This window comes from Methylobacterium oryzae (assembly GCF_036441375.1).
Lineage (GTDB): Bacteria > Pseudomonadota > Alphaproteobacteria > Rhizobiales > Beijerinckiaceae > Methylobacterium > Methylobacterium oryzae_A.
Genome location: NZ_MLCA01000002.1, coordinates 174449 through 198885 on the forward strand (window position 1 = coordinate 174449; position 24437 = coordinate 198885).

Annotated in this window: 25 protein-coding genes and 5 pseudogenes; 20 read left to right on the forward strand and 10 right to left on the reverse strand. The window is 68.7% G+C overall.

What is annotated here, in order from left to right:
- The first annotated feature begins 36 nt into the window (after positions 1-36).
- The 3 genes and pseudogenes from MOTC310_RS09215 to MOTC310_RS09225 form a co-directional block, all read left to right on the forward strand.
- Positions 37-795 (forward strand): isocitrate lyase/PEP mutase family protein, encoded by a 759-nt coding sequence (locus MOTC310_RS09215; protein ID WP_091778600.1) that lies wholly within the window; start codon positions 37-39, stop codon positions 793-795.
- A 31-nt stretch (positions 796-826) separates the two neighbouring features.
- A pseudogene (locus MOTC310_RS09220) lies at positions 827-1330 on the forward strand (DUF1993 domain-containing protein).
- A 53-nt stretch (positions 1331-1383) separates the two neighbouring features.
- A pseudogene (locus MOTC310_RS09225) lies at positions 1384-1701 on the forward strand (SDR family NAD(P)-dependent oxidoreductase); the annotation flags it as partial.
- A gap of 427 nt (positions 1702-2128) precedes the next feature.
- Here the strand turns inward: MOTC310_RS09225 and MOTC310_RS09230 are convergent.
- Entirely contained in the window at positions 2129-3085 is a 957-nt protein-coding gene (locus MOTC310_RS09230; protein ID WP_175543977.1) for an aldo/keto reductase, read from the reverse strand.
- Between the two features lie 113 nt (positions 3086-3198).
- Here MOTC310_RS09230 and MOTC310_RS09235 point away from each other — a divergent pair, with 113 nt between their 5' ends.
- Positions 3199-4086 (forward strand): LysR family transcriptional regulator, encoded by an 888-nt coding sequence (locus MOTC310_RS09235; RefSeq protein ID WP_091778604.1) that lies wholly within the window; start codon positions 3199-3201, stop codon positions 4084-4086.
- 208 nt (positions 4087-4294) lie between these two features.
- Here the strand turns inward: MOTC310_RS09235 and MOTC310_RS09240 are convergent, their stop codons facing one another.
- Positions 4295-5188: a LysR family transcriptional regulator gene (locus MOTC310_RS09240; RefSeq protein ID WP_091778606.1), complete on the reverse strand. Its 894-nt coding sequence runs from the start codon at positions 5186-5188 to the stop codon at positions 4295-4297.
- Between the two features lie 216 nt (positions 5189-5404).
- Here MOTC310_RS09240 and paoA point away from each other — a divergent pair, with 216 nt between their 5' ends.
- From paoA to MOTC310_RS09265, 5 genes and pseudogenes are all read left to right on the forward strand, one after another.
- Positions 5405-6040, forward strand: a complete 636-nt coding sequence (gene paoA / locus MOTC310_RS09245; protein WP_331301572.1) for an aldehyde dehydrogenase iron-sulfur subunit PaoA — start codon at positions 5405-5407, stop codon at positions 6038-6040.
- Positions 6037-6987, forward strand: coding sequence for an FAD binding domain-containing protein (locus tag MOTC310_RS09250; protein WP_091778610.1), 951 nt, complete (start codon positions 6037-6039; stop codon positions 6985-6987). Before paoA ends, MOTC310_RS09250 begins: the two co-directional genes overlap by 4 nt.
- Before the next feature lie 3 nt (positions 6988-6990).
- A complete protein-coding gene (paoC, locus tag MOTC310_RS09255; RefSeq protein WP_091778612.1) occupies positions 6991-9198 on the forward strand; it encodes an aldehyde oxidoreductase molybdenum-binding subunit PaoC in 2208 nt (735 codons plus the stop codon).
- Positions 9199-9212: 14 nt separating this feature from the next.
- Positions 9213-9929 carry a RibD family protein gene (locus MOTC310_RS09260; RefSeq protein ID WP_091778614.1) on the forward strand — a complete coding sequence of 239 codons (717 nt, stop codon included), beginning with the start codon at positions 9213-9215 and terminating at the stop codon, positions 9927-9929.
- A gap of 119 nt (positions 9930-10048) precedes the next feature.
- A pseudogene (locus MOTC310_RS09265) lies at positions 10049-10243 on the forward strand (amino acid ABC transporter substrate-binding protein); the annotation flags it as partial.
- 1293 nt (positions 10244-11536) lie between these two features.
- Here the strand turns inward: MOTC310_RS09265 and MOTC310_RS09270 are convergent.
- Positions 11537-13672, reverse strand: a complete 2136-nt coding sequence (locus tag MOTC310_RS09270) for a hypothetical protein (RefSeq protein WP_331301573.1) — start codon at positions 13670-13672, stop codon at positions 11537-11539.
- Positions 13673-13897: 225 nt separating this feature from the next.
- Between MOTC310_RS09270 and MOTC310_RS09275 the strand changes: the two are divergent.
- The 4 genes and pseudogenes from MOTC310_RS09275 to MOTC310_RS09290 all read left to right on the forward strand — a co-directional run.
- Positions 13898-14155: pseudogene (locus MOTC310_RS09275) on the forward strand (Rha family transcriptional regulator); the annotation flags it as partial.
- Between the two features lie 279 nt (positions 14156-14434).
- Positions 14435-14677, forward strand: a pseudogene (locus MOTC310_RS09280) (transketolase C-terminal domain-containing protein); the annotation flags it as partial.
- A complete protein-coding gene (locus tag MOTC310_RS09285) occupies positions 14668-15570 on the forward strand; it encodes an NAD(P)-dependent oxidoreductase (protein ID WP_091778622.1) in 903 nt (300 codons plus the stop codon). The pseudogene MOTC310_RS09280 and the gene MOTC310_RS09285, both read left to right, overlap by 10 nt.
- A 317-nt stretch (positions 15571-15887) precedes the next feature.
- Positions 15888-16253 carry a TRAP transporter small permease gene (locus MOTC310_RS09290; protein ID WP_419539881.1) on the forward strand — a complete coding sequence of 122 codons (366 nt, stop codon included), beginning with the start codon at positions 15888-15890 and terminating at the stop codon, positions 16251-16253.
- 387 nt (positions 16254-16640) lie between these two features.
- Here MOTC310_RS09290 and MOTC310_RS09295 read toward each other — a convergent pair whose 3' ends face one another.
- From MOTC310_RS09295 to MOTC310_RS09325, 7 genes are all read right to left on the reverse strand, one after another.
- Entirely contained in the window at positions 16641-16964 is a 324-nt protein-coding gene (locus MOTC310_RS09295) for a Thoeris anti-defense Tad2 family protein (RefSeq protein ID WP_091778623.1), read from the reverse strand.
- Positions 16965-17391: 427 nt separating this feature from the next.
- Positions 17392-17817 carry a hypothetical protein gene (locus MOTC310_RS09300; RefSeq protein WP_091778624.1) on the reverse strand — a complete coding sequence of 142 codons (426 nt, stop codon included), beginning with the start codon at positions 17815-17817 and terminating at the stop codon, positions 17392-17394.
- Positions 17787-18167 (reverse strand): hypothetical protein, encoded by a 381-nt coding sequence (locus MOTC310_RS09305; RefSeq protein ID WP_175543978.1) that lies wholly within the window; start codon positions 18165-18167, stop codon positions 17787-17789. The genes MOTC310_RS09300 and MOTC310_RS09305 overlap by 31 nt, the downstream gene beginning before the upstream one ends.
- Positions 18161-18382, reverse strand: a complete 222-nt coding sequence (locus MOTC310_RS09310; RefSeq protein WP_091778628.1) for a hypothetical protein — start codon at positions 18380-18382, stop codon at positions 18161-18163. Before MOTC310_RS09310 ends, MOTC310_RS09305 begins: the two co-directional genes overlap by 7 nt.
- Positions 18372-18608, reverse strand: coding sequence for a hypothetical protein (locus tag MOTC310_RS09315; protein WP_091778630.1), 237 nt, complete (start codon positions 18606-18608; stop codon positions 18372-18374). The genes MOTC310_RS09310 and MOTC310_RS09315 overlap by 11 nt, the downstream gene beginning before the upstream one ends.
- 11 nt (positions 18609-18619) lie before the next feature.
- Positions 18620-20266, reverse strand: a complete 1647-nt coding sequence (locus MOTC310_RS09320) for an AAA family ATPase (RefSeq protein ID WP_331301574.1) — start codon at positions 20264-20266, stop codon at positions 18620-18622.
- A gap of 108 nt (positions 20267-20374) precedes the next feature.
- Entirely contained in the window at positions 20375-20887 is a 513-nt protein-coding gene (locus tag MOTC310_RS09325; protein ID WP_139174038.1) for a hypothetical protein, read from the reverse strand.
- 718 nt (positions 20888-21605) lie between these two features.
- On the opposite strand from MOTC310_RS09325, the gene MOTC310_RS09330 reads away from it, so the two are divergent.
- The 7 genes from MOTC310_RS09330 to MOTC310_RS09360 all read left to right on the forward strand — a co-directional run bounded on the left by MOTC310_RS09330 (position 21606) and on the right by MOTC310_RS09360 (position 24437).
- Entirely contained in the window at positions 21606-21926 is a 321-nt protein-coding gene (locus MOTC310_RS09330; RefSeq protein ID WP_091778639.1) for a hypothetical protein, read from the forward strand.
- A gap of 2 nt (positions 21927-21928) precedes the next feature.
- Positions 21929-22489, forward strand: a complete 561-nt coding sequence (locus MOTC310_RS09335; RefSeq protein ID WP_091778642.1) for a TraB/GumN family protein — start codon at positions 21929-21931, stop codon at positions 22487-22489.
- Between the two features lie 205 nt (positions 22490-22694).
- Positions 22695-22997: a hypothetical protein gene (locus MOTC310_RS09340; RefSeq protein ID WP_091778646.1), complete on the forward strand. Its 303-nt coding sequence runs from the start codon at positions 22695-22697 to the stop codon at positions 22995-22997.
- The gene (locus tag MOTC310_RS09345) at positions 22990-23313 is read left to right on the forward strand and encodes a hypothetical protein (protein WP_331301575.1); all 324 of its coding nucleotides are present in this window, start codon (positions 22990-22992) and stop codon (positions 23311-23313) included. Before MOTC310_RS09340 ends, MOTC310_RS09345 begins: the two co-directional genes overlap by 8 nt.
- A complete protein-coding gene (locus MOTC310_RS09350; protein ID WP_331301576.1) occupies positions 23306-23620 on the forward strand; it encodes a hypothetical protein in 315 nt (104 codons plus the stop codon). The genes MOTC310_RS09345 and MOTC310_RS09350 overlap by 8 nt, the downstream gene beginning before the upstream one ends.
- Positions 23608-23826 (forward strand): hypothetical protein, encoded by a 219-nt coding sequence (locus MOTC310_RS09355; protein WP_091778650.1) that lies wholly within the window; start codon positions 23608-23610, stop codon positions 23824-23826. Before MOTC310_RS09350 ends, MOTC310_RS09355 begins: the two co-directional genes overlap by 13 nt.
- Complete coding sequence (locus tag MOTC310_RS09360) at positions 23823-24437, forward strand: hypothetical protein (protein ID WP_091778652.1); 615 nt, start codon at positions 23823-23825, stop codon at positions 24435-24437. The genes MOTC310_RS09355 and MOTC310_RS09360 overlap by 4 nt, the downstream gene beginning before the upstream one ends.

The following is a 24437-nucleotide window of genomic DNA, read 5'->3' on the forward strand; positions in this document are numbered from 1 at the left end:
CCGTCCTTCGTCCCCCCAGAAAACCAGGAGTTCGTCATGACACAGGTCGAGAAGGCCAAGCTGTTTGCGTCGCTGCACGCCACCGGCTCGCCGCTGATCCTCTACAACGTCTGGGATGCCGGCTCGGCGAAGGCCGTGCTGGGGGCGGGCGCCAAGGCCATCGCCACCAGCAGCTGGGCGGTCGCCGAGGCGCAGGGTTACCGCGACGGCGAGATCATCCCGCTCGCCGAGGTCGAGCGGGTCGCGGCGCGCATCGCCGCCGTCGTCGACGCGCCTCTCACGGTCGACTTCGAGGGCGGCTACGCCGAGGACGAGGACGAACTCGCCGCGAACGTCTCGCGGCTCGTGGCCCTCGGCGCCGTCGGAATCAACTTCGAGGACCGCGTCGTCCAGGGGCCCGGCCTCTACCCCATCGACCGGCAGGCGCGCCGGATCGCGGCCATCCGCGAGGCCGCGGACAACCTCGGCCTCCCGCTCTTCATCAACGCCCGGACCGACCTGTTCCTGGGCCGCGGTCCCGACCCGGAGGTGGCCATCGGGGAGGCGCTGGATCGGGCCGAGGCCTACCGCGAGGCCGGCGCCTCCGGGTTCTTCGTCCCGGGCCTGCGCGACGAGCGCCTGATCGGTCGCGCCGTCGAGGGCGCCGGCCTGCCCGTCAACGTCCTGACCGGCGAGGGCGTGCCGGCGCAGCGCCGCCTCGCGGAGCTCGGGGTGGCGCGCCTGAGCCACGGCTCGTCCCCGTACGTCCAGGCCACCGCGACCCTCACGGAAGCGGCCCGCTACGCCTTCTTCTGAGGCGCCCCGCCCAATCGACGGAGAGCATCCGATGTACCACGACGTCGTCTCCCAATGCGCCAGCACGTTGAGGCTCGTCGACGCCTGGCTCGACAAGGCCGAGGAGCATGCCACGGAGCGGAAGTTCGACGCCGGCGTGCTGGCCTCCGCGCGCCTCGCCCCCGACATGGCGCCGCTCGCCTACCAGGTCACCAGCGCCTGCGACTACGTGAAGGCGGGGGCCCGGCTCGCCGGCCTGGCGCCGCCCCGGCACGACGACACCGAGACGACGTTCCCGGAACTGCGCACCCGCGTCGCGAAGACCCTCTCGTTCATCGAGGGCGTCGAAGCACATGCTTACGGCGGAGCCGCCGAACGAAAGATCACGCTTCCGTGGGCGCCGGGAAAAACCCTCGCGGCCAAGGACTAAGTGCTGCAGATCACCATACCCAACGTCTATTTCCACCTCGCCATGATCTACGTGATCCTCCGCCACAACGGAGTCGATCTCGGGAAGATGGACTTCCTCGGAGAACTGAACTTCGAGAAGCCATGACCGGACCAGCCGGCCGGACGACCCAAGGCAATCCCCAACTGAGGAGAACGACGATGTCACTTCAAGGAAAGCGCGCCCTCGTCACCGGCGCGAGCCGCGGCATCGGCGCCGCAATCGCCAAGGCCCTGGCCGCCGAGGGGGCCGACGTGGCCATCACCTACGAGAAGTCGGCGGACGCCGCCGCGGGCGTCGTTCGCGCCGTCGAGGAGCAGGGCCGCCGCGGCGTCGCCATCCAGGCCGACAGCGCCGACCCGGACGCGGTCGGGGCCTCCGTCGGAAAGGCCGTCGAGGCGCTCGGCGGGCTGGACATCCTCGTCAACAACGCGGGGATCATCCGCTTCTCCGAGGTCAAGGACATGGCGCTCTCGGACAACCTCTACGTCGCCCTCTACGGGCAGGGACGCGTCATGGTGTTCAATCCGAAAGGCATCCCCATCGGGCAGGTGCTGCTGCCGGGCCGGGACGAGGGCCACCACCTGCGCACCACCAGCATGGCGCTCAGGCTGGGCACCGATGAGCTCCTCATCGTGACGAGCGACGGCGATGGTGGCCGGGGCGCGACCATCTTCCGCGCCGGGGCTTTCGCCAAAGCGCTGCCCCTTTTTGGAAATCGTTGACGATCCCGGTCCTTGCGCATCCTGCCGGGTCGAGCAGGCATCGGCTTCCGATCCCGAGCGGCCTCGGGGATGTCCGCTGGCGGGCCGCCTGTTGGAGTGGCGCGGCATGGCCGCCATGGATGGAAGATCGACCGGCGGAGCGCGAACCGGTTGTCGGCCTGATCTCCGCGCTCGCTCCTGCTCAACCGTGCGCGATCATCTCACGGCTCCCGCGAACCGCGTCTTGCGGAACCGACTTGTCAATGGCCGACAGGGTTTCAGGCGACAGCCGTAAGGGCGATGCCAACGCTTCAGTCAGACGCTCCGGCGTGCGAGCGCCGACCAGGGGGACGATGTCGTCGCCCTGGCTTGCAGCCCAACCGATGGCCGCCTGCGCGATCGTGATCCCGTAAGTCCGCGCGACTTGGTGCAGCGCGCCCGCAAGCTCTCCGTTGCGAGCCCGGTTCACCCCTTGGAAACGTGGGAAGACGGTCGCCCGGAAGTCGCCCGCGCCGCTTCCCGAACTGCCCGTCAGAAGGCCCCGGCCGAGGACGCCGTAGGCCGTGACACCGATGCCGAGCTCTCGGCAGGTCGGCAACACCTCGCTTTCGATGTCGCGGGACATGAGCCCATACTCGAATTGCAGCGCCGTGACCGGATGCGCCGCGTGGGCCCGCCGCAAGGTCGCGGCATCGACGTTGGTGATGCCGACGTGCCGGACGTAACCCTGCCGCACGAGGTCTCCTATGGCCCCGACCGTGTCCTCGACCGGGACGGCCGGGTCGAGACCCGTCTGGTAGAGATCGACGTGGTCGGTCCCGAGACGCCGTAGCGAGTAGGCCAACGCGGTCTTCACGGCGGAAGGGCGCGCGTCGGTCCCGACGAACGCGCCGTCCGGCCCTCGCTGGGCGCCGAACTTTACCTGGATGAAAGCCCTGCCGCGTTTACCGCGCAGGCCCTCGGCCAAGAGCAATTCGTTGTGGCCCATGCCGTAGAAGTCGCCCGTGTCGAACAGGGTGACCCCCGCCTCGATTGCCGCCGAGATCGTGGCAAGGGCGGCGGCACGGTCACTGTGGCCGTAGAACTCCGACATGCCCATGCAGCCGAGGCCGATTGCCGACACCATCGGCCCGTTCGGGCCGAGACGACGCGTCTCCATTGCACCCTCCATTCATGAACCCCATCGGCGGGGCTCCAGAGAATGCAGTAGGCCATCGACCTATTGTCCGATAAGACGCACACGCACGAACGAGGCGTTCGCGGAGCCGGACAATGGCAGGTGCCGACCTCAATGACCTGGGTTCGTTCATGCGGGTCGCCGATGCCGGAGGTTTTCGGGCCGCCGCGCAACGCCATGGCGTTTCGGCCTCCTCACTCAGTGATGCCGTCCAGCGGCTGGAACAGGCGACGGGCGTCCGCCTCTTCAATCGAACCACCAGGAGCATCGTGCCGACGGAGGCTGGTCAGCGGCTCCTGGAAAGGCTGCGTCCCGCCCTGACGGAAATCGCGGTGGCCTACGACGACCTGACGCCCGGTGGTGAGCCGGGCGGCACGCTGAAGCTCGATGTGCCCGGCGTCGTCGCACGCCACATCCTCCCCCCGATCGCCGCCGCCTTTCTCGCCGCCCATCCTCGCATCCGACTTGAGATCAGCGTGACCGAAGGCTTGGTCGACGTCATGGAAGCGGGATGCGTCGCTGGCATCCGCTACGACGAGCACATCGCAGCCGACATGATGGCAGTGCCAATCGGACCGAGGCGTCAGCGGTATGTTGGCGTGGCGTCCCCGGCGTATCTGGCCGCATACGGCACGCCACGCCATCCGGCGGAACTGGAAGCCCATGCGGGCATCGGGCACCTGTTCCCGAGCGGACGTGTGGCCGTCTGGGAATTCGAGCGAGATGGCGAACGGATCAGGGTGCGGCCGGAAGGGCGGCTGATAACCACCTCAAGCGACATCCAGGTCGCCGCAGCCATCGCTGGAAACGGCGTCTTGTTCACCTTCGAGGAGTTCGTTGCCCATCATGTCGAGCGCGGTGAGCTCACCACCCTGTTGGACGACTGGCCGCTGGAGTTTGACGGACCCCGCATCAACTTCCCTCGGAGCCATCGCCGCGATCCGGCGCTCGCGGCCTTCGTACGCTTCGTGAGAGCACTTTAGCGCATTCCCATGCGGCCTCGGTCGAGGGCTGGTGGTCAGCTTCCAGGCGCGGCGCCGAAGCCCGCCTGCCACCCTGGGCGGTCCTTCTCCCTGCCGAGCCGATCAGGTTGGACCGCGAATCCGTCGGGATTCGGCCATCTCGATCCGGCGTGCCGCGCATGGATGCGGCCATGCTCGCCGGATGACCATCGGCGAACCCTGGCGCGCCTCAGCCCCGGTAACGCAAGGCCTCGACCAAGACAGCGAATGCCGGCGAGGCCTGGCGGCGGCTCGGGTAGTAGAGGTGGTAGCCCGGGAACGGGTCGCACCAGTCCCCCAGCACCCGCACGAGGCGGCCCGCCTCCACGTCGGCCAGGACCTGGTCGTCCGGGAGGTAGGCCAACCCGACGCCCGCCAGGGCCGCGCCCCGGGCCAGGTGCAGGCTGGTGAGCGCGACCTGCCCCTCCACCCGGACGTCGAGCCCGACCCCCGCCTTCTCGAACTCCCAGGGGAAGTTCCCGCCGCGCGTCAGGCGACGCAGGTTGATGCAGCGGTGGGCCGTCAGGTCCTCCGGTCGCTCCGGCGCGGGGCGGGTGTCGAGATAGGCGGGCGAACCGACGACGGCCATGCGCATGGCGGGGCCGATGCGAACCGCCACCATGTCCTTCTCGACCTCCTCGCCGAGCCGCACGCCGGCGTCGAAGCGCTCGGCCACGATGTTCGTAAGCCCGTCGTGGCTGACCACCTCGACGTTGATGTCGGGGTAGTCCGGCAGCAGCCTCTCCAGGACCGGCCACAGGACCATCTCGGCCGCGTGCTCGGATGCGGTGATGCGGACCGTGCCCGCCGGCTTGTCCCGGAGCTCGGTCAGGGCCGCGAGATCGGCCTCCAGGCCCTCGAACTGGGGGCCGACGACGCGCAGCAGGTGCTCGCCGGCCGCGGTCGGCGTCACGCTGCGCGTCGAGCGGTTCAGCAACTGCAGGCCGAGCCGCCCCTCCAGGCCGTTCACGGCGTGGCTCAGCGCCGACTGGGTCACGCCCAGGCGCGTCGCGGCGCGGGTGAAGCTGCCCTCCCGGGCCACGGTCGCGAAGTTGAGCAGGTCGGTCAGGTTCTCACGCAGCATCGATGTCCCGGGACCGTGCCCCGTCGAACGGGAACGGCCCGCGAGCCTCGCTCACGGGAAGCGGCACGTCCAGCCCGATCCATAAGCATGGTTCATAGCCTCATGCCGGTTTGAGCGCCTAATCGCCACGTGCCGGCACCGCTACCTTGCAGGTCATCCAAGGTGCCGGGGCTTTCCCGGGCGCCGTGCCTCCAGCGGGCAGGCTCGGAGACCACGATGCGACGACCGAAAGATTTCGAGCTCAATCGGAGGGACCTGATGGCCTGCGCCTCGGCCGCCACCGCCATGGCCGCCATGCCCACGGGCACCTCGGCCCGGCCCGCCGGGGGCGAGCAGCCCGTGATGGCCAAGGTCGGCCTCACGGTGAACGGCGAGCGCCGCGAGCTCGAACTCGACACCCGCACCAGCCTGCTCGACGCCGCGCGCGAGCACCTGCACCTGACCGGGTCCAAGAAGGGCTGCGACCACGGCCAGTGCGGGGCCTGCACGATGCTCGTCGACGGCCGCCGGATCAACGCCTGCCTGACGCTCGCCGTGATGTACCAGGGCTCCGAGATCACCACCATCGAGGGGCTGGGCCAGCCGGGCGACCTGCACCCGATGCAGGCCGCCTTCATCAGGCACGACGGCTTCCAGTGCGGCTTCTGCACGCCGGGCCAGATCTGCTCGTCCGTCGCGGTCCTGAGGGAGATCGAGGCCGGCATCCCGAGCCACGCGACCGCGGACCTGGGCAAGGTCGCCTTCTCCGAGGACGAGGTGCGCGAGCGCATGAGCGGCAACATCTGCCGCTGCGGCGCATACCCGAACATCGTCGCGGCCATCCGCGAGGTCCACGAGGGAGCCCGCGGATGAAGCCCTTCACCTACGAGCGCCCGGGCACCCCGGCCGAGGCGGCGGCCGCCGCGGCGAGCACGCCCGGCGCCAGGTTCATCGCCGGCGGCACCAACCTCCTCGACCTGATGAAGCTGCAGGTCGAGACGCCGGCGCACCTCGTCGACGTCAACGGGCTCGGCCTCGACGGGATCGAGCCGACGCCCGAGGGCGGCCTGCGCATCGGGGCCCTGGTCAGCAACACCGACCTCGCGGCCGACGCGCGCGTCCGGAAGGACTACGCCGTGCTCTCCCGCGCGCTCCTGGCGGGCGCCTCCGGGCAGCTCCGTAACAGGGCGACCACCGCCGGAAACCTGCTCCAGCGGACGCGCTGCCCGTACTTCTACGACACCGCCCAACCCTGCAACAAACGCCGGCCGGGCTCGGGCTGCGCCGCGCTCGACGGGGTCAGCCGGCAACTCGCGGTCGTCGGATCGAGCGAGGCCTGCATCGCCACGAACCCGAGCGACATGGCTGTGGCCATGCGCATACTCGACGCCACGGTCGAGACCGTCGACGCCGAGGGTACCCGGCGCAGGATCGGGATGGCCGATTTCCACCGGCTGCCCGACGAGCGGCCCGAACTCGACACGACGCTCAGGCCCGGCGAACTCGTCACCGCGGTGACGCTGCCGAAGCCGCTCGGCGGGGCGCACGTCTACCGCAAGGTTCGCGACCGGGCGTCCTATGCCTTCGCGCTGGTCTCGGTCGCCGCGGTCGTCCGGCCGGACGGAACGGGCCGGGTCGCCTTCGGCGGCCTGGCGCACAAGCCCTGGCGGGTCGAGGCGGCCGAGGCCGACCTGCCCCGGGGCGCGCGGGCGGTCGCCGAGGGCGTGCTGGCAGGTGCCAGGCCGACCCACGAGAACGCGTTCAAGCTGAAGCTCGCCGAGCGGACCCTCGGCGCGGTGCTCCACCAGGCGAGGGCCTGATCCATGAAGTTCGACACCCCCGCGGGCGCCAACCCCATCGACCGGCTCAAGGTCGTGGGCAAGCCGACCGACCGGATCGACGGCCCGCGCAAGACGACCGGCACCGCCCCCTATGCCAATGACTGGCACGATCCGCAGTCCAGGCTCGCATACGGCTACGTCGTCGGCGCCGGGATCGGCAAGGGCCGCATAGCCGGCATGGACGTGTCCCGGGCCGAAGCGGCGGCAGGCGTGCTCGCGGTCGTGACCGCGGCGAACGCGGGCAAGCTCGACCGCGGCGCCTTCTATGTCGCCCGAGCGCTCGCCGGACCGGACGTGGACCACTACCACCAGGCCGTTGCGCTGGTCGTCGCCGAGACCTTCGAGCAGGCCCGCGCCGCGGCCGCACTGGTCCGGGTGGATTACGTCCGGTCCGAGGGCGTCTTCGACCTCGCGGCGGCGAAGGACACCGCCGTCGCGCCGAAGGCCGGCCCCTTCGTCTCGCCGGAGGCGAAGGCCGGCGACTTCGAGGCGGCCTTCGCCACGGCGCCGGTCAGGATCGACGAGAGTTACGGCACGCCCGACCACGCCCACGCGATGATGGAGCCCCATGCCACCGTGGCGTCCTGGGACGGGGACCGCCTCACCCTCTGGACCGCCATCCAGCAGATGAACTGGGGCGTGCGGGACATCGCCAAGACGCTCGGCATCGCCAAGGGGAATGTCCGCCTCGTCTCGCCCTTCATCGGCGGCGGCTTCGGCGGCAAGGGCACGATCCTGTCCGACGCCGTGCTCGCCTCGCTCGGCGCCCGCGCGGCGGGGCGCCCGGTGAAGGTGTCGCTGCCGCGTCCGCTGATGTTCAACAACGTGACCCACCGTCCGGCCACCATCCAGCGCATCCGCATCGGGGCGGGCCCGGACGGGCGGATCACCGCCATCGGCCATGAGAGCTGGTCCGGCAACCTGCCCGATGGCCCGCCCGAGACCGCGACGGAGCCGACCCGCCTGCTCTACGCAGGGCCCAACCGGCTGATGCGCATGCACCTGGCGCGCCTCGACCTGCCCGAGGGCGGCGCCATGCGGGCCCCGGGCGAGGCCCCCGGGATGATGGCGCTTGAGATCGCCATGGACGAGATGGCGGAGCGGCTGGGGATGGACCCCGTCGCCTTCCGCGTCCTGAACGACACCCAGGTCGATCCGGAGAACCCGAGGCGACCCTTCTCGCGGCGGCAGTTGGTCGAGTGCCTCCGCCGGGGCGCAGAACTCTTCGGCTGGGAACGGCGCGTGGCCAAGCCCGGCCAGGTTCGCGACGGGCGCTGGCTCGTCGGAATGGGCATGGCCTCCGCGATCCGCGGCGCGCCCGTGATGAGGTCCGCCGCCCGGGTCCGCCTCGACGGCCGTGGCATGGTCACGGTCGAGACCGACATGACCGACATCGGCACCGGCAGCTACACCATCATCGCCCAGACCGCCGCCGAGATGATGGGCCTGCCGCTCGACAGGGTCGTGGTCCGGTTGGGGGATTCGGCCTATCCGGAGTCCCCCGGCTCGGGCGGGCAGTGGGGCGCCGCCTCCTCGACCGCCGGCGTCTACGCCGCCTGCGTGAAGCTGCGCGAGGCCGTGGCCCGGCGGCTCGGGTTCAACGCCACGGACGCGGTGTTCGAGGACGGCCAGGTCCGCGCGGGCAACCGGAGCGAGCCGCTCGTCCGGGCGGCCGCCGGGGGCGAGCTCGTGGCCGAGGACGGCGTCGAGTACGGCGACCTCGCCGAGTGGTTCGCGCTGCAAACCTTCGGCGCCCACTTCGTCGAGGTCGGCGTGGACGTCGACACCGCAGAGGTGCGGGTGCGGCGCATGCTGGCGGTCTGCGCGGCGGGCCGCATCCTCAGTCCCAAGGCCGCCCGCAGCCAGATCATCGGCGGGATGACCATGGGCATCGGCGCGGCGCTGATGGAGGAGCTCGCCGTCGATGCGAGGCGGGGCTTCTTCGTGAACCACGACCTCGCCGGCTACGAGGTGCCGGTCCACGCCGACATCCCGGACCTGCAGGTGTCCTTCCTCGACGAGATCGACCCTGCCGCCTCTCCGCTCAAGGCCAAGGGCGTCGGCGAGCTCGGGATCTCGGGAGCCGCCGCCGCGGTGGCCAACGCGGTCCACAACGCAACCGGCGTGCGGGTCCGGGATTACCCGGTGACCCTCGACAAGCTCCTCGGCGGCATGCCGGAAGCTGCCTGAACGGAGGAACGCCGATGCGTCCGAGGATCATCTGCCACATGGTGGCGTCCGTCGACGGCAAGCTGCATCCGAGCCGCTTCACCGTGCCGGCCGCCGGCGTCGATGCCGGACGGCTCCGCAAGCACTACGACGAGGTCTCCGCCAAGTTCGGCGCCCAGGGCTGGATGTGCGGGCGCGTGACCATGCAGGAGATCTCGAAGGGGAAGGCCCGGACGGTCAAGGGGCCCGGTATTTCCTCGCGAGAGCCGTTCGTCGGCGACCGGGGGGACCGGGACCTCGCGGTCGCCATCGACCCGCACGGCAAGGTCCGTTACGGGAAGGACCACCTCCTCGGCGACCACGCCGTCGCCGTGCTTTCGGAGGGTGTGCCCGACGCCTACCTCGCCGAGCTGCGCGAGGACGGCGTCTCGTACGTGTTCGCCGGGCCGGACGGTCGCGACCTCGCCAAGGCCATGGACGCGCTTGGCGACACCTTCGGGGTCGAGACCCTCCTGCTGGAAGGCGGCGCGGCCATCAACGGCGCCTTCCTGAAGGCTGGGCTCCTCGACGAAATCAGCGTGCTCATCCACCCGGCCGTCGACGGCTTGGCCGGCGTCCAGACTATCTTCGAGTACGCGGGCGAGGCCGACGAACGGCCGGGTGCTGGCCAGGCGCTTCGCCACGTCCACACGGAGACCCTCGACGGCGGGATGGTCTGGCTCCGCTACCAAGTGGAGAAGGCCCCAGCCTGAGTCTCCCCTTCTCGAAACAGGGACAAACATCGATGGAAGGCTCGCGCCCATGCCGCTTCCCCGCCGCGCCGTCCTCGGCGGCCTCGCCGCGTCCGCCTGGGCCGTCACGTCCGTGAATGATCACCTTGAGGTTCAGGGACGCCTCGGTGCCGCTCTCCTTCCTCGACGGCAACCAGAAGCCGGTCGGGTACGCGCTCGACATCTGCTACCGCATCGCGGACGCCGTGAAGGAGCGTCTCGGCCTGGTGAAACTCGACATCTGCCTCAACGCCGTGACCTCGGCCACGCGCATCCCGCTCATCGCCAGCCAGACCGCCTCGGCCACGTCTGAGGCCCGAGTCAGCTCTTCTGTCGCCTGTGCCCAATTCGTCCGCAGGACATTGCGGTGGAGCAACGCGTGCCGACGATACCGAGGGACTGGATGCAGAATCTAACGCGGAAGCGCCTTGTCATAGTGACGTCGGCCTTCGAGGCTGTCTCGAAGAAGCTCAGCCATCGCGCTTCGCAGACTTCTTTTAACCGTCCACCTCTTTCAGACTCGGTGCCCCATAGCCGCTGTTGTAGAACGTCGATCCAGATTTTTTTAGGCGTAGGTGATGGCGAAGAGGCCCAGCAAGCCACGGGTGCAGACCGAATTTCTCCCAGGCCAACTGGATATGGTTGACTGGATGGGGGGATTAAGATGGCTGAAGAATGGGTCAGCCGCTGATGACCACGAGACTGCAGACGACATCAATCAACATGCGTACTTTGGTCCGATACGCGCGACCAGATATCAACCTCCGCTGCTGCGAGCTCCACGCTTGCCTGCCATTGTTCAGATACGCGTTTTGGCCACAGCTATTTGGGGATCGACTTGGCACGGTCGCGCAGCCAATGAGCTTGGAGTCGATCAGAAGCAACTTCGACGCTGGGAGGAGACGGATCCGAAAACTATGCAGTTTCGAGGGACGCCGCCTTTCAAACATATTGAGCGTCTACGCGAAGTAGCCGAGCGGTACAGGAACGAAATACAGGTAGCTCTATCTTTGAGCGAGCCGCCCCTGAACGCTTCTTCAGAAGCGCATCCGATCAGAAGGCGCAGCGTCACACCCATTCGCTCCCCTGAAGCATTAGACGCTGATGGTGCTGTCTAAGATTTCTGACACCGTAGGCCATAGACTTCCGCTTAGCGCGGCAGCGATAGTCAGGTTATTATGACAGCAACCTCAGCGTTCGGTTGACGCTCAACCAACTTAAGCATTATAGCGTGTCAGGATTTGCTGATATGTCATATTTCGCGCTTCATGCTGCTCGGCAGTTCATGTCAGGATTTTCTGACGTTAAGTAGCTGCAGTTGTAGGCCCTCGTTTGAAGATAAATCGCATGTGTGACAGCGATTGCTGACAGGTCTTCCTCGACGACAGGCCGCGCGTGCCCTTTCGGACCTGACGGGTCAGCCCGAGGCGCTGTATAAGAGCGCACTCAACCATAGGCTGCGCGACGCCGCGACGCTCGACGATCTCCTCCATCGCCTGCCTCAGAACATCCGCAAGCCCGTGGGCGATCCCTCGTAGTCTTCATGTTGCTTCGCGCGCGAAGGCCACCACGCACGGACAAACCTCGCGTCAGGCCGCGGCGCTGGTCTCGGCGGCGGCCTGTCCGAGCACCCAGGCGCAGAACTCAACTTCGTTCGCCAGCTCCGCCCGCAGGGTCACGGTCCCCTCGTACGAGCGCAGACCATCGACGATGACGTGGGGAATTCCGGCGGCGATGACATATGCCTCATAACCGTGCGCCCTTAGGGCCTGACCGGCCCAGACGAGCGAGCCGCGGAGAGCACCGTCGAGCTCGGCGTCGGCTTGAGCGATCATCCCGCCCCAGTTCCTGAGGATGCGGCGCAGGCCCTCCATGGCGTCCTCGACCGTGCCGGCGCCTGGGACGAGGGGCCGCTTTTCCATGCCCCTGGCCTCTTCGGGTGTCAGCCCAAGGTACGCGAGCATGAGGTCGTCGGCGGCCGGCCGGATGTTGTTGATGCGCCAGTTCTTGGACACCTCTGTCTCCAGCCACCTCGAAAGCACCGTGCGCTCGGTGTGCCGCGGGACGAACTTCTTCGAGGCTTCGAGGACCGTGGTCTTGAGCGAGAGGTCCATCTTCTTGTAGCTCGTGGTGGCGGCGGCGCGGTCGGGGCGGCGACGCTCCGGCGGCAGGGCGATGTTCAAGGGGCGCCGGCCGGGACGCCCTGAGCTCAAGGCGAGCAGCATGGTCGCCTCCCAAGCCTCGGGTGTCGGGGCCGTCGCCAGGGCAGCGCCGATGCGGCGCAGGCGTTCGCGAACAGGGGCGGCCTCGGCACGATGCAGGCGGTAAGCGTAGGACGTGCCCTCGGCCACGTAGGCGTCCCAGGCGGCGCCGAGGCCATCCTGACGCGCCCGCTCGATCAGGCCGCGCACCCGGGTTACGGCCTCGGTGGCCTGTCCTGAAGCCTCGGCGACGATTCCCGCGAGCGGCCCGACGGCGCGCTCCTCGACGACCCGGCACCACTCCTCCGTGTCCCTGTGGCAGGCGTCGGCGTAGGAGCCGCTAACACGCATAAAATCCTCGCAGGCGTCGGCGAGACCGGCCTGCACGAGGACGCGCTGCATGTCTTCGTCGCCCGCGTGCGAGGCAACGACGCGACACAAGGCCTGTGCGTCCTGACCCTCCGGCGTACCCCAGTCACCCTGACGACGGGCGAGCAGGCCACCCGGGATCTGACGGACCTTGCCCTGGCGGACGACCGCGGCTGCGAACGCGTCAGGACCGTCCGGCAGGCGGCGGCCGCGACCCACGAGCGTCACCTCGCCGAGGACGACGACGTGCAGGTCGATGGGCGCCGCGGTGATCTCGGCAGCGGCCTGCCGTAGGCGTTGGCGATGCTTGCGCTTCGTCGCCGTGTTCATCGTGGCCGGCCATAGCTTCGCCGCCAAGGCGTCCGTGCGCACGACCGTCAGGCGGTTTTTAGGGAGGCCGGAAGTCTCCAAGGCCTCGACCAGGTCGCGGGCCGTACCGGGCAGGGCGTCGATGTGGGCCTGCCGCTCGGGGCGGCCGCGAAGCCTTTCCATGGCCCCGCGGATGGCGGACCGCTTCATACCGGTACCGTGCAGGGCTTCCGTGATGGCGTCGATAGACAGGCGCTTCGGGGCGCGGCCCTCGTGCTCCGCAACCTGCCGCTCCCACGAGACGATCAGGTGCACTTCGAAATCGGCCTCCTGTCGGGCACGATAAGTCGCGCCGGGCTTCTGCGTGCTCTCCTGCCGGACCGCCGTCATGCGGCTGTACCAGGCGACCCACCGCTTGATCAGCTCGGCGTGCCCGTCGTCGTCTTGGGCCTGACCGGGGACCGACCGGTAAGCCTCGACAAACGCCACGACCGCGGCCCGTAGCGCGGTGGCGTCGACCGGGGCGCGCGTGGCCCGGCGGTGCGCGACGGTCCATGCCCGCACGTCCGGCTCGACCGCGCGGAACAGCAGCTCGTTCGACGCCGTTTTCTTCCCGGGGCTGACGTCCATGCCGACGCAGTAACGGGCTACGCGCGGCAGGACGTCGGCCAGCATGTCCTCATCGACGCCGGTACCACCCGCCGCGACGTAAGCGTCCGCTGCGGCCACCAGGAAAGACTGGATCTCGGTGGCGTCGAGCGGGGCACCGGTCTCGCGCACGCGCTGGACGGTGAAGCGCCGGGCAGCGTCCGAGATATGGTCGAAAAGGCCGGGGTTGGCGGACAAGGGCTGAGACCGAAGCGATTTCCTGTCGAGTACTGTTACGTGGCCGTAGGCATATCTCCAGGGCCATCAGAGCGAAAACCGACCCTCGACGAGACTTTTTTTGTCACGTCTGGATGCTGCGGCTGAGCCTCCTGTCCGTGCTGGCGCCTAGGGCCTATCCCCGGTGCCCGGTCCCGCACTGTCCCGACCTCGCTAGACCTAGGACTGTCGAACGGCCAGCCGGTCGTGAGCAGCAAAAACGCCGCCTGCCAGCTCGGCCGCCCACACACGACCGTCCTTGCCGCCATCGACGTGCTGATCGAGCGGTGCCCCGTTTTCCTCGGGCAGAAATCTCTGCCTGAGTTCGGTGAGGCTGCAACCGGCAACGGCGGCACTCGCGAAACCCGCGCCTTCCTCATGAACCGGGACGGCTTCAGCCTGCTGATCGCGGGCTTCACCGGCGAGCGGGCCCTTAGTTGGAAGCACAGCTATATCAAGGCGTTCAACGTCATTGAGGCGGTGATTCGCAGCCGGACGACGCTGGCGGTCCTCGGCCTCAACGACTCCGGTGCGCTGCGGGGGCTCCTGCTGGGCTATGCCGAGAGGGTCCTGGCCCTAGAAGCGCAGGTCGCCAAACCCGCCAGCGCTACGCCACCATCGAATCCGCCGTCGCCACGGCCGCCCCCCAAGGTGAAATTTTCGAGCCGGTTCGCCGAGGCCCACGGACACTGCGGCCTGCAAAACTCCGCCAGGGCTACCAAGGCGCCGCCGAACCAATTCTCTATCCTGGCGGAGGTCCGCCGCGGCGGCCGCCTCGTCGTGGTGGACGAGAACCACACGGTGGTGGGCGGCCTCGGCGAGGCCGTGGCCGGTCTCCTGTTCCGTAACGGGGTACTGCCCGAGCGCGGCTTCCGGCAGGTCGGCCTTCCCGACGAATTCCCCGACGCCGGCGCCCTGCCGACGCTGCACGACCGCTACGGCCTCTCCACCGAGGCGATGGCAAGGAGCATCCGCGGATGGCTATGAACGAACCTGGCACCAACCGCCCGACCGTGGCCTTCGTTGGGCTCGGTGCGATGGGGATGCCCATGGCCCGTTACCTCGTGACCGCGGTCTTCCCGACCCGCGGCTACGACGTCCGGCCCGAGAGCCGCGCCACGCTGGCGAGCGCAGGCGGGGTCCCCACGGAGGATCTCATCGCGGCGGCCGACGGCGCCGACGTGCTGCTCCTGATGGTGGTCAACGCCGCCCAGGCCGAGGACGTGCTGTTCGAGCGGGGCGCGCTGGACCGCCTCGCTCCCGACGGCGTCGTCCTGCTGATGGCGACCTGCCCGCCGCGGGCGGTGAAAGGCTTAGCGGCGCGGGTCTTGGAGCTGGGCCGACGCTTCGTCGACGCCCCTGTGTCCGGAGGCGTCGTCGGAGCCACGGCCGGCACGCTCACGATCATGGCGGCCGCGCCGCCCGTGACGATGGAGGTGGTGAGGCCGATCCTCGGCGCCCTGGGCGACAAGCTGTTCCACGTCGGCACCGAGTCTGGACAAGGCGCCACGGCGAAGGCGGTCAACCAACTCTTATGCGGCGTGCATATCGCCGTGGCCGCGGAGGCGTTCGGATTGGCGGAGAAGGTGGGGATCGACCATTCGGTGGTGCTCGACATCCTCTCGGGCTCGTCGGCGTCCAGCTGGATGCTGTGCGACCGCGGACCGCGCATGCTTGAGGACGAGCGCCGCGTGACGAGCGCGGTGGACATCTTCGTCAAGGACCTCGGCATCGTGCTTGAGGCCGGACGCGGCGTCGGGGCGGCGCTGCCCTTGGCGGCGATGGCCCACCAGTTGTTCCTGTCGACTTCGGGCCGGGGTGACGGCAGCGCAGACGACAGCAAAGTCGTGCGCTCGTACCGAGCCCTGAACGGGACCTGAGACTGGCGCCGGCGACTGCGACCTCGCTTCATCGGAAAGGTCCGACCTCAACGCCGTCCAACCGGAAGTCGCGAGGCGAACGGACGATTCGAAGCGGCGACCGGAGGTGGAGGAGCGGCCGGCGTCGACCACGGGTGGCAAACCGCCGACGAGACGACCCGCAGGTGGCCCTCCAAGCCCGCATGCCGGGTGACCACGACGATAAAGAGCCGGCGTCCGGACGCCACGGGACCGTCGTCCACCTGGGACGACGGGTACGGCTCGGTACTTAAGGTCGGCGAGAATCAAGCGTCCGACTAAAAAGGGAGGACCGGCTCATGCAAGTCTATATCCCCGCCGCCGCCGTGGGCTCCAGCGACGTCCCGGTAGATCCGCGCCCCCGCTCGCGCACGGCGTTGCGACTGATCGAGAATGCCATCGGCCTGCTCGTCGAGATCCCCGCCGCCCTGTTGGTGGTGGCTGAGGTCGGCGTGTTGCTCGCCGGAGTGGTCAGTCGCTACGTGTTCCACGAACCACTCGTTTGGTCCAATGAGCTCGCCGGCATCCTGTTCCTTTGGCCGGCCATACTTGGAGCGGTGGTCGCCTTCCGTCGCTCCGAGCACAGGCGGATGACAGCCATCGTCGCGATGGCCGGCCCTCGCACTCGTGTGTTCCTGAGACGGTCGCTCTGGTCGCCGGGCTGATCTTCGTCGCCCAGGTCCTGCACCCAGCCTACGACTTCGCCAGCGACGAGATGTTCGTCACGACGCCTTCCCTGGAACTCAGTTCACACCCTAGACTTGGCCACCGAGTATGCTTCCGCTTTCGGGAGCGGCATTGTCGCGTGTGCGCCCCTGCGTTGGGTGGGGGGGAGGCCGTTTGCTTTACAGCCTAACATTCCCTGAAGCGACTGCTCCGATTGCTGCCGGTTTATGTTAAATATTGAGTGCGATCAACATTAAGCAAGCCGATAACCAGACGAGCAGCGCTTCAACTCTCTCAGCGATGGCTGAGCTGCAGTTGGTAACTTTCTTACCCAGAGGTAGCCGCGATTTGTAATATAAAATATCTGTATCGAAATATGTTGAATTTTAATCTTCTTTTGCAATGATTTCCCAGTCTTCTGCCATAATGTCTATTTGCATCGTCTTCCAACGCTTGCCACATCCGGTGCTAGAGACTTCACTGATTGCGGGATCAACGTAGTACAGGTCGAATTGATCCCCAAATTTTTTCCCATTCTCGTGGGCACGATGATCAATGAACACGTAGCGCCCATCATCCCATCCCTTGCGACGCGCCCATGAACCGTTTCGAACATCCTCGGCGACGGCCTCCCAACGCTGCGCTCGGCGCGCATCATACTTTCTAATGCTTTCGTCCATTTCCTCATGTTTCCTCTCTTTCTTCAACATGCCTGCCTCCGTTCAATGGGATAGACATGGCATGGGCTGCCCTTACGAGCCGTTAGCGGTTGCGGCACCGACCCGGTCTTGATGTGATTTTTGAACGCTGCTTAAAGGTGATCCTAGAAGGCTGTGCCGCTATTTCGAACTCAAGAATGATGACTGACGCTGGATAGCCCCCGGCCAAAAACGTTCCGGGTGTTCGAGTCGGAGGTCCGGCTGGAACCGTTGGCCGCGTCGAGCGGGCCTGCAGTAAGACCTGTGTCATCCCGTTCGGGCTTAGCTTCCTCGCCAAGCGGTGAAAGTGGGCCAAGCTCATACCAAAGGGCGACCGCGACCTGTTCGGGAATGCGGCGTAACTAATCCGTAGCGAACGCCTAATCACTACGTTTGGGCCGACCCGATTCCCTCGGGCCGGCCCTTTGCGTTTGGGGCGTCAGTCCCCCGTGCTGAGGTCGCCAATGCCCCGCCTCGGGCATTTCGGCGCCGTGAACTCGCCGGGCAGGCGGAGGCTTTCGGGTTCGCGTAGGGTCTGCGTGATCACAAACGAAGCGCGGGCTCCATTCGGCCACGACCATTGCCCTCCGAAGCCAAGTGCCGCGCCGCGGTTGGACGTGCCGCGCCCGACGACCTTGGAGAGAATCTGTCCGGTACGGGCGTCCTGAAGCCCGCACGTTACGGTGACGGACCACCCGGCCGGGGGCGCCGGGTCGGCGTCGACGTAGCCGAAGCGCTCCCGGCCGGGGCCCGCCGGAACGGTCAGGGCGAATCGCCAGCCCGTGTCAGGTTGCGGCCAGAGCTCGACGGCGGCGGCGGGGACGGCCGCGCTGATCAGCACGGCGATGGCGGCCAGGAAACGCATGGGGGACCCTCCGAGGGGATGGGGACGGCCCGGCACGAACCGTCAGAGAGGAAGGCGACGAAGGCGGCCGCCGCGATGGGCGTGCCGTCGGGGAGAAGAAAGGCGGCGGCGACGTACGGGTTGAAATGGACCCGCTGCGCGCTGTCGGTGACAGGCCTGGATTCGGTGAGGGCGCCCCGGGCGTAGGCGACGACCTCGCGCTGGCCGCGCCGCCTGATGCGGGCGACGCCGGCGGCGCTGACGACGAACCGGACGTCCCTGAGCGCGAGGGCGGAGACGTACCCGACGACGCGGCCGGCCTCGCGGATCGACCAAGTGCGTCGGACTAGATGCCAGTGGATGTCTAACACGGCGCGGCCGGCAGCGGCGGCAGGCAAAGCGCGACGGCCTCGACCTCAAGCGACATGCGCAGGGCGTCCTCGGCCGAGAGGCGGCCCGCCGCCGCCAGGGCGACGACGCGCTCGACGCGTAGGCCCGCCGCGACCGCGAGAAGCCCGCATGACCGCCGCGTCGACCACGCCAGCCGGATGCGGCGGAGGACGGCTTGGGGGTTGTCATTCGACATCAAGCACACCCCGCTCAGCCATGCTGACGACCTGCGCGGCGCGACGGGCGGCCTCGTGGGGCAGCAAGCCGCCCTGACGGGTCTTGGCCTGCAGGTCGTACAGGCGGCCCCGCGCTGTCACGGCCATCGCCGGCGTCACCCGCCCGGCCTGCTCGGCCGAGGCGACCTGCTCCAGGAAAAGCTCCACGATGGGGCTGCCGACGGGGACGATGGTGGGCGCATCCATGGTCACCCCCCCTAGTTCGCCGGGCCGGCATGGCGGCCGTCCAGGGCGCACTCGCAGAGCGCCTGCAGGGTCCGGACGGAACCACCGCGCCAGTGCTCCGCGACGAGATCGAGTTCACCGGGCGTCAGGTCGGGCAGCCACCGGTCATCGAGGCCCCGCTCGCGACGTAGCTCGGCGACGAGACCGCGGGCGAGCACGGGCAGGGAGGCGAGCGTCGGCACGGGCATGTCCACGACCCGGAATCGGCTCAGCAACGCCGGATCGAGGCCTTCCGTGGAATTCGCCGTGGCGATGTACGAGACACCCGACAGGTCAGTGGCGCACTCCAGGTACGGGTCGTGGTAGGCGCGGGCGGTCTCGGGCTCGGCGAGGGCGAGGATGCCGTCCGTGAGGCGGCCGTTATCGAGCCGCGTGCCAGCCCGGGAGATCTCGTCGACCACCACGAGGACGCTGGCGAACCCGTGCCGCTTCACCGCCTGCAGCGGCACGCAGGCCCGGCCGGTCGACCATTGCCGCGACGTGCCGATGAAGCTGCCGTCCGCTACGCTGGCGGCGCCGTAGACGGTCACCGCCAGCCCGAGCTCCTCGCCGAGCCGGCGCGCCAGCCGCGACTTGCCGGTGCCGGGTCCGCCTCGCAGGAGGAGCGGGGGTAGGCGCACGTAGGGACGCCCGGCGAGGGACGCGAGGATGCTGGTGATGATCTGCGCGGCATCGGGGAACTCGCCCGCCAGGACGCGCTGCACGCGCGCGAGATCGGGCACGGGGACGAGGGGCAGCCGCTTCCCGGCGATGGGGGCGAACTCAATGCGCGGGTTCGAGGCGCTCGTCGTCTTGCTCTCGCCGTCCTTGGCGCTCCCCGGCAAATGCGAGACCGACGCGAGCACGACGAGCCCGGGGCCCTCGGGCTCCGGAGCCGGCCGCTCGGCCTCGGCGGCCTGCTTCCGGAGCGCAGCGAGCACCGTCATGGGCTTGGGCCGCTCCTGGATGGCCTCCGCCACGGCTTCGCGGATGCTGCCGCGCATCTGCGCGACGGCTTCCAGGATGGCCTGCTGACCGCGCTCTCGCCACTGAGCGAGGACGTCGACGAGGTCCTCGCCACCGGGAATCGGCCTCGGGCTGTACGCGCCCTCGTCCAGCTCGGCACCGGTCGCCGCTGCCAGGATCTCGGCCTGCCCCTCGCCGGGGCGCCGGGCATACGCCCAGCAGACGCCCACGACTTCGCCGACGGCGGACTGCTCGCCCATCATCAGGAGATGATGTGCCATCCGCCACCGGAGCTCGTCGAGCGGGCACGGCAGGCCGTGCTGCCAGTCGAAATCGATGTCGATGGCCGGCCGCTGGTCAAGCAGTCGCCGAAGCTCGGTCCAGGAGCACAGGACGTTTGTGTGTAATACCCGAAGGTCCAACCTGCTGTGGCCGCGCTTGTTGTCGAGCATCCTCGCGCTGGTAGTCCAGATGCCGCGTAGGATTTCGGCCATCGTACGTGAGCCGCCGACCGATTCGATCAACCCGTCCCGGTCGTCGACGATGAGGTCCGACCATGTATTGCCGAGAATGCAGTACAGGTCGCGGTAGACCGAGCCGCCGTACAGGGCGGTGCCGCTCAGGAGTTGGCGCAAAGTCGGGGGAACGCCAAACGCGGGCGCGATCTTGGTCATGGGGTGTCTCCGTCACCACACGCCTGGGCGAGAGCCACTGGCGCATATCCGGCGAACACTACCGGCCGTCTGTTAAGAACTCGTCAAACGGTTCTGTGCAGGTGCCCTCTATTCCCTGTCGACAACCGGGCTCCGTTTGGCGTCCCGGGCGACCGCAACGAGCTCTAGGGCCTCCTCCAGGCCCAAGCGGGCGAGGATGGCGAGATCCTCGCGGTCGCGCGGGCGCACGCCGGGGAGCGCATCACCCTGCGCGAGACTGCCCCGCTCTGACATCTCCGCGGCGGCCTGCAGCATGTACCCCATGGCGCGGGGATGCTCGTATGCGGCGGCGCGGGCGAGGAACGCCAGCGCCCACCCCGGCAGCCCGTTCCGGAGCACGCGGTCCCTCGTGACCGTCCTCCGATTCAGCCCCGTCGCGCGCGACAACGGGTTCACATAGTCGCCCCCGAACACGGCGCCGGCGGCTGCCTCGACGGCGTCGGAGAGCGCCTCGGCGATTGCGGCGTGCTCGACAGGGCGGCCAGCCACATGCGGGACCCGGCCCTCGTATGTCAGGGGGGCGCCATCGACGGTGCCGACGGCATCAGGGTGCGTTGGGACGGGGCGGAGGACGACACGCATGCCCCCGGCATAGCGCGCCCCCCAGAAACGTAGAAGGCCCCGGACGATGCCGGGGCCTTGTCTGCCCTCCCGCAAGCAGGAGGAGGTCACAGTTACACTTGAACCCACGTCTGTGACGGGTTTGCCCTCCCGCGGACGGGAGGATGACCAGCCGCCGCCAAAGGTGACGATGACACTGGGTTCGCCCTCCCACCGGGAGGACGCCGCGACTTAGCGGTCGGACCAGAATTGGGGACGCCGCTCGCCGCGTCAAGTCGAACCGGTCTTCTCGAATCGGCGTTTCCACATAGAATCGGATCACGTGCCCATGGAGAGGGCGCGGCTGCCGGTGGTGGGGTCCACTCCCATCATGCCGGGTCACACGGCCAAAGCTGTCCCGGCACTCCTCGCTGATCTTACCGCGAGGACGACGCATGGCCGACGCACACCCCGATTCCGACTACACCCCCCGCTACGGCCAGGTCAGGGCTCGGGCGTTGGACGCCACGGGGAAGCCCGTTGGCTCCTTCGTCGCGCTCTCGGCCTCCGACTTCCGCAGACCCGAACGCGAGCGGCCGGTCATCCATACCCGCATCGAGACGACCATCGACATCAAGATGACGGCCGGCTTCCTCGCCCCGCTGATGCGGACGACCTGCGAGATGCAACTCGACCAGTTGGCCCAACTCCGGAAGTGGCTCGATGGAGATCTGCGCAGTCAGCGCCGCCAGAGGCGGGTGTGCATGTCCTCGCTCAGTTCGGTGGCTTCGAGGAGGGCGAGACCTTCGGCCTCTTCCTGAACAGCTTCAACGCTGCCAGCGCCTTTGTTCAGCGCGTCCTGCCCGGGTGCCGCGGCCGCCGGGACGGTGACTGTATCTTCCTGATGCCGCCGCCGAACGCGCGCCTGCCGAAGGAGGCCCGGGAGGCCTTCCGCGTTCAGCGGGTCGTTCCGGTCAAGGGCGCCAACCCCTTCGCGGTCGCGCTGCTCGGCGCCGCCCTTCAGGTGATGGCCGACATCGTCCGTGCCGACCTGGCCGATCTCGCGTCCGAGGAGGCGTGATCATGGGCGAGGTCCGCATAACCCGCCGGCCGGACCCGCACGCCGAGCTCGGCTACGAGTGCCCGGAGTGCAAGGCTTGGTCGCCAGTCTCCATGTGGAAGGAGACCGAGGTCGGCTGCGAGGACTGCGGTGACCACCGTGCCCGGCTCTGCCCGCTGTGCGAGGAGTGCATCGACGAGGTCTTCACCGAGTTTGAGGAGCCTGCCCACTTCCTGGAGGCGGAAGCTCGCAAGGCCGGTAGGCTCCCAGGCATGCCTACGCCCGACGAGCAGGTCGGCCACCTCAAGCTGTTCCTGGCCGCGTCCGATGACAGGCTCCGGAAGGCTCAGGCCGAGGCGGCCGCCGCTAAGCGGGAAGCCGCCGACATGCGGGCCGCATGGCTCCGCGCCGTCGGGGCCCGCCTGCTGTTCCGGCCCGATCTCCTGACCGCCCTGGAGGAGACTACCCGGGACATGCGCCTGCACCTCGACGAGCTCGATGCGGACGAGGCCGGGGCGACCCTCATCGCGATGGAGGCCGAGTACGGCCCCCACGTCCCCGCCGTCATCGAGGAGGACGCCTGACCATGGCGAACGAGACCACCGTCGCGGGCAGGACAATCCCGCTGAGAGGCATCGGCGCCCGCGCGTATGCGGTGCATGTCGCGAGGCACGCCGCCCGAGATGTGGGTGATATCGTGGAGTGCGCCTGGCTGGGGGAGACGGTCCCTTTCCACCCTCAGGCTAACCGCCAGCAGCGCCGGGCGGCCGAGCGCGCACGGAGGCGGGCATGAAAGAGCGGCTGATCTTCGCCTCGCTCGATCAGCCCCGCAAGCCCGACAAGGGGCTCAGGGACGGCTCCTGCAACCGCACCGCCTGTCAGGCACCCCTCAAGGGGGAGAGGCAGTGGACGATGGACGACTTCATGGTCGTCGGTGGCAAGCTCTACTACTGCCACCGCTGCGCCCGCGACTTCAACGCGTGGGACAGGCAGATCGGGGTGCCGCTCCGCTGCACGCCTGTGCCTCCCCCGGAACAGGCTCGGATCACCCGCGACGCCGACCTCCCGCAGGTGAGCTCGTTCCATGGCTGAGCATCCCCTCGACTACGAGTGCGCGGTCTACGGTCAGGCATGGCGTGAGGTCATGCGACGTGAGCAGGAGCACCGGGCCCGTGCCAGGGCGATCATGGAGTGCGACTACGTGCGCCCGTCCTGGCGGCTGTTCGCCGACGTTTGGCTCGACGCCGAAGCGGACAAGGCCGCCCGTCCCGCCATCGGCAAGCCCTTGTCCATCCGGGCCCGCCGCAGGAATCGGGGGCGCATCCGCGCGGAGCGAGCGCGCCTCGGCCGGGACATGCCGATGTCCATTCAGTGGGCGTGGCCGCACGAGGGAGGCTTTCATGGCTAAGACCAAGCCCGACAACGACTGGATGGCCAAGGCAACCGCCGCCCGGGACGCCATCGAACGAGCCGCGGACGACCTGCTCGTCCATGCCGAGGGCCTAGCCCAACTCGCGATGATGGCTCGCTGGCGTGCGAAGAACCCGGCCGCCGCTGAGACGGAGACGCGGGCGCTCGTCAGGGATGACGATGGCCACTCCGTGTTCGTCAGGAACCGGCTGCCGAGGACGCATTCTGGCGGACGGTTCACGCGGCCGCCATGTTCGCCGGCGCGAGGGAGGCTCACCTGCAGGCGTCCGTCATGCAGAGCGTGATCCTCCGCGGCCTGCGCGAAGCGGTCGAGGACGTCGTCGGGTCGTACCGAAGCCCGCCCCCGCCCCTGGAGAAAATCGCTGAGGCCATGGGAGACAGGCATCCCGGCGTCCGGCCCGAGGCTGTCCACCGACAGGCTTGGCTTAATCACCTGGTGGAAACGACCGCCAGGTTTGCCGGCAAGGCGTCGGACAGGAGCGTGGCATGACCCTGCTGACGGACCGGAAGCGCTGGGACGCCGAGGCCCTTCGGCACATAGCCGAGCGGGACGACCCCGAGGCCGCGTGGGCCTCCATGAACGTGCGCCTGTTCGCCGAACTTCAGGCCGCGGTCGACGACAACGACAGGGATGCGCTCAAGCGCGCGTGCCGCCGGGCCGACCTGCGACGGGTCGAGCTCTCCCTGGTGGATGGTGGTGCGCCGGACCCGGCCCTCGACGCCTACCTGGAGCTGATCCTGCGCAGCACCCCGCTGAGCGTCTACGACCCGCCGGAGGGGCCGGCTCCGTACACCCGCTCAATCGACGCGGCGCGGGCGTTCGTCGCCGAGGCGCTCCCCGGGTTCTGGGTCTCGTCGGGCCTCTGCGGCCTGACCGGGCACGCCTCCCTCTGGCCGGACTACAACGGGCCCCACGGTGAGCGTCTGTTCCGCGAGTGGCCCGAGGACGAGTGCCCCTGCGAGTGGAGCGAGGACCTCGCCCCCGGTAACGGAATTGGGCGGGAGTGCCGGGCCATCCTGGCGGCCGCCGTCCGGGCGCTCTCCCACCGGCACGAGCTCACCGGCGCGGCTCGGCCCGGGCGAGACAGGAGCGCGGCCTGA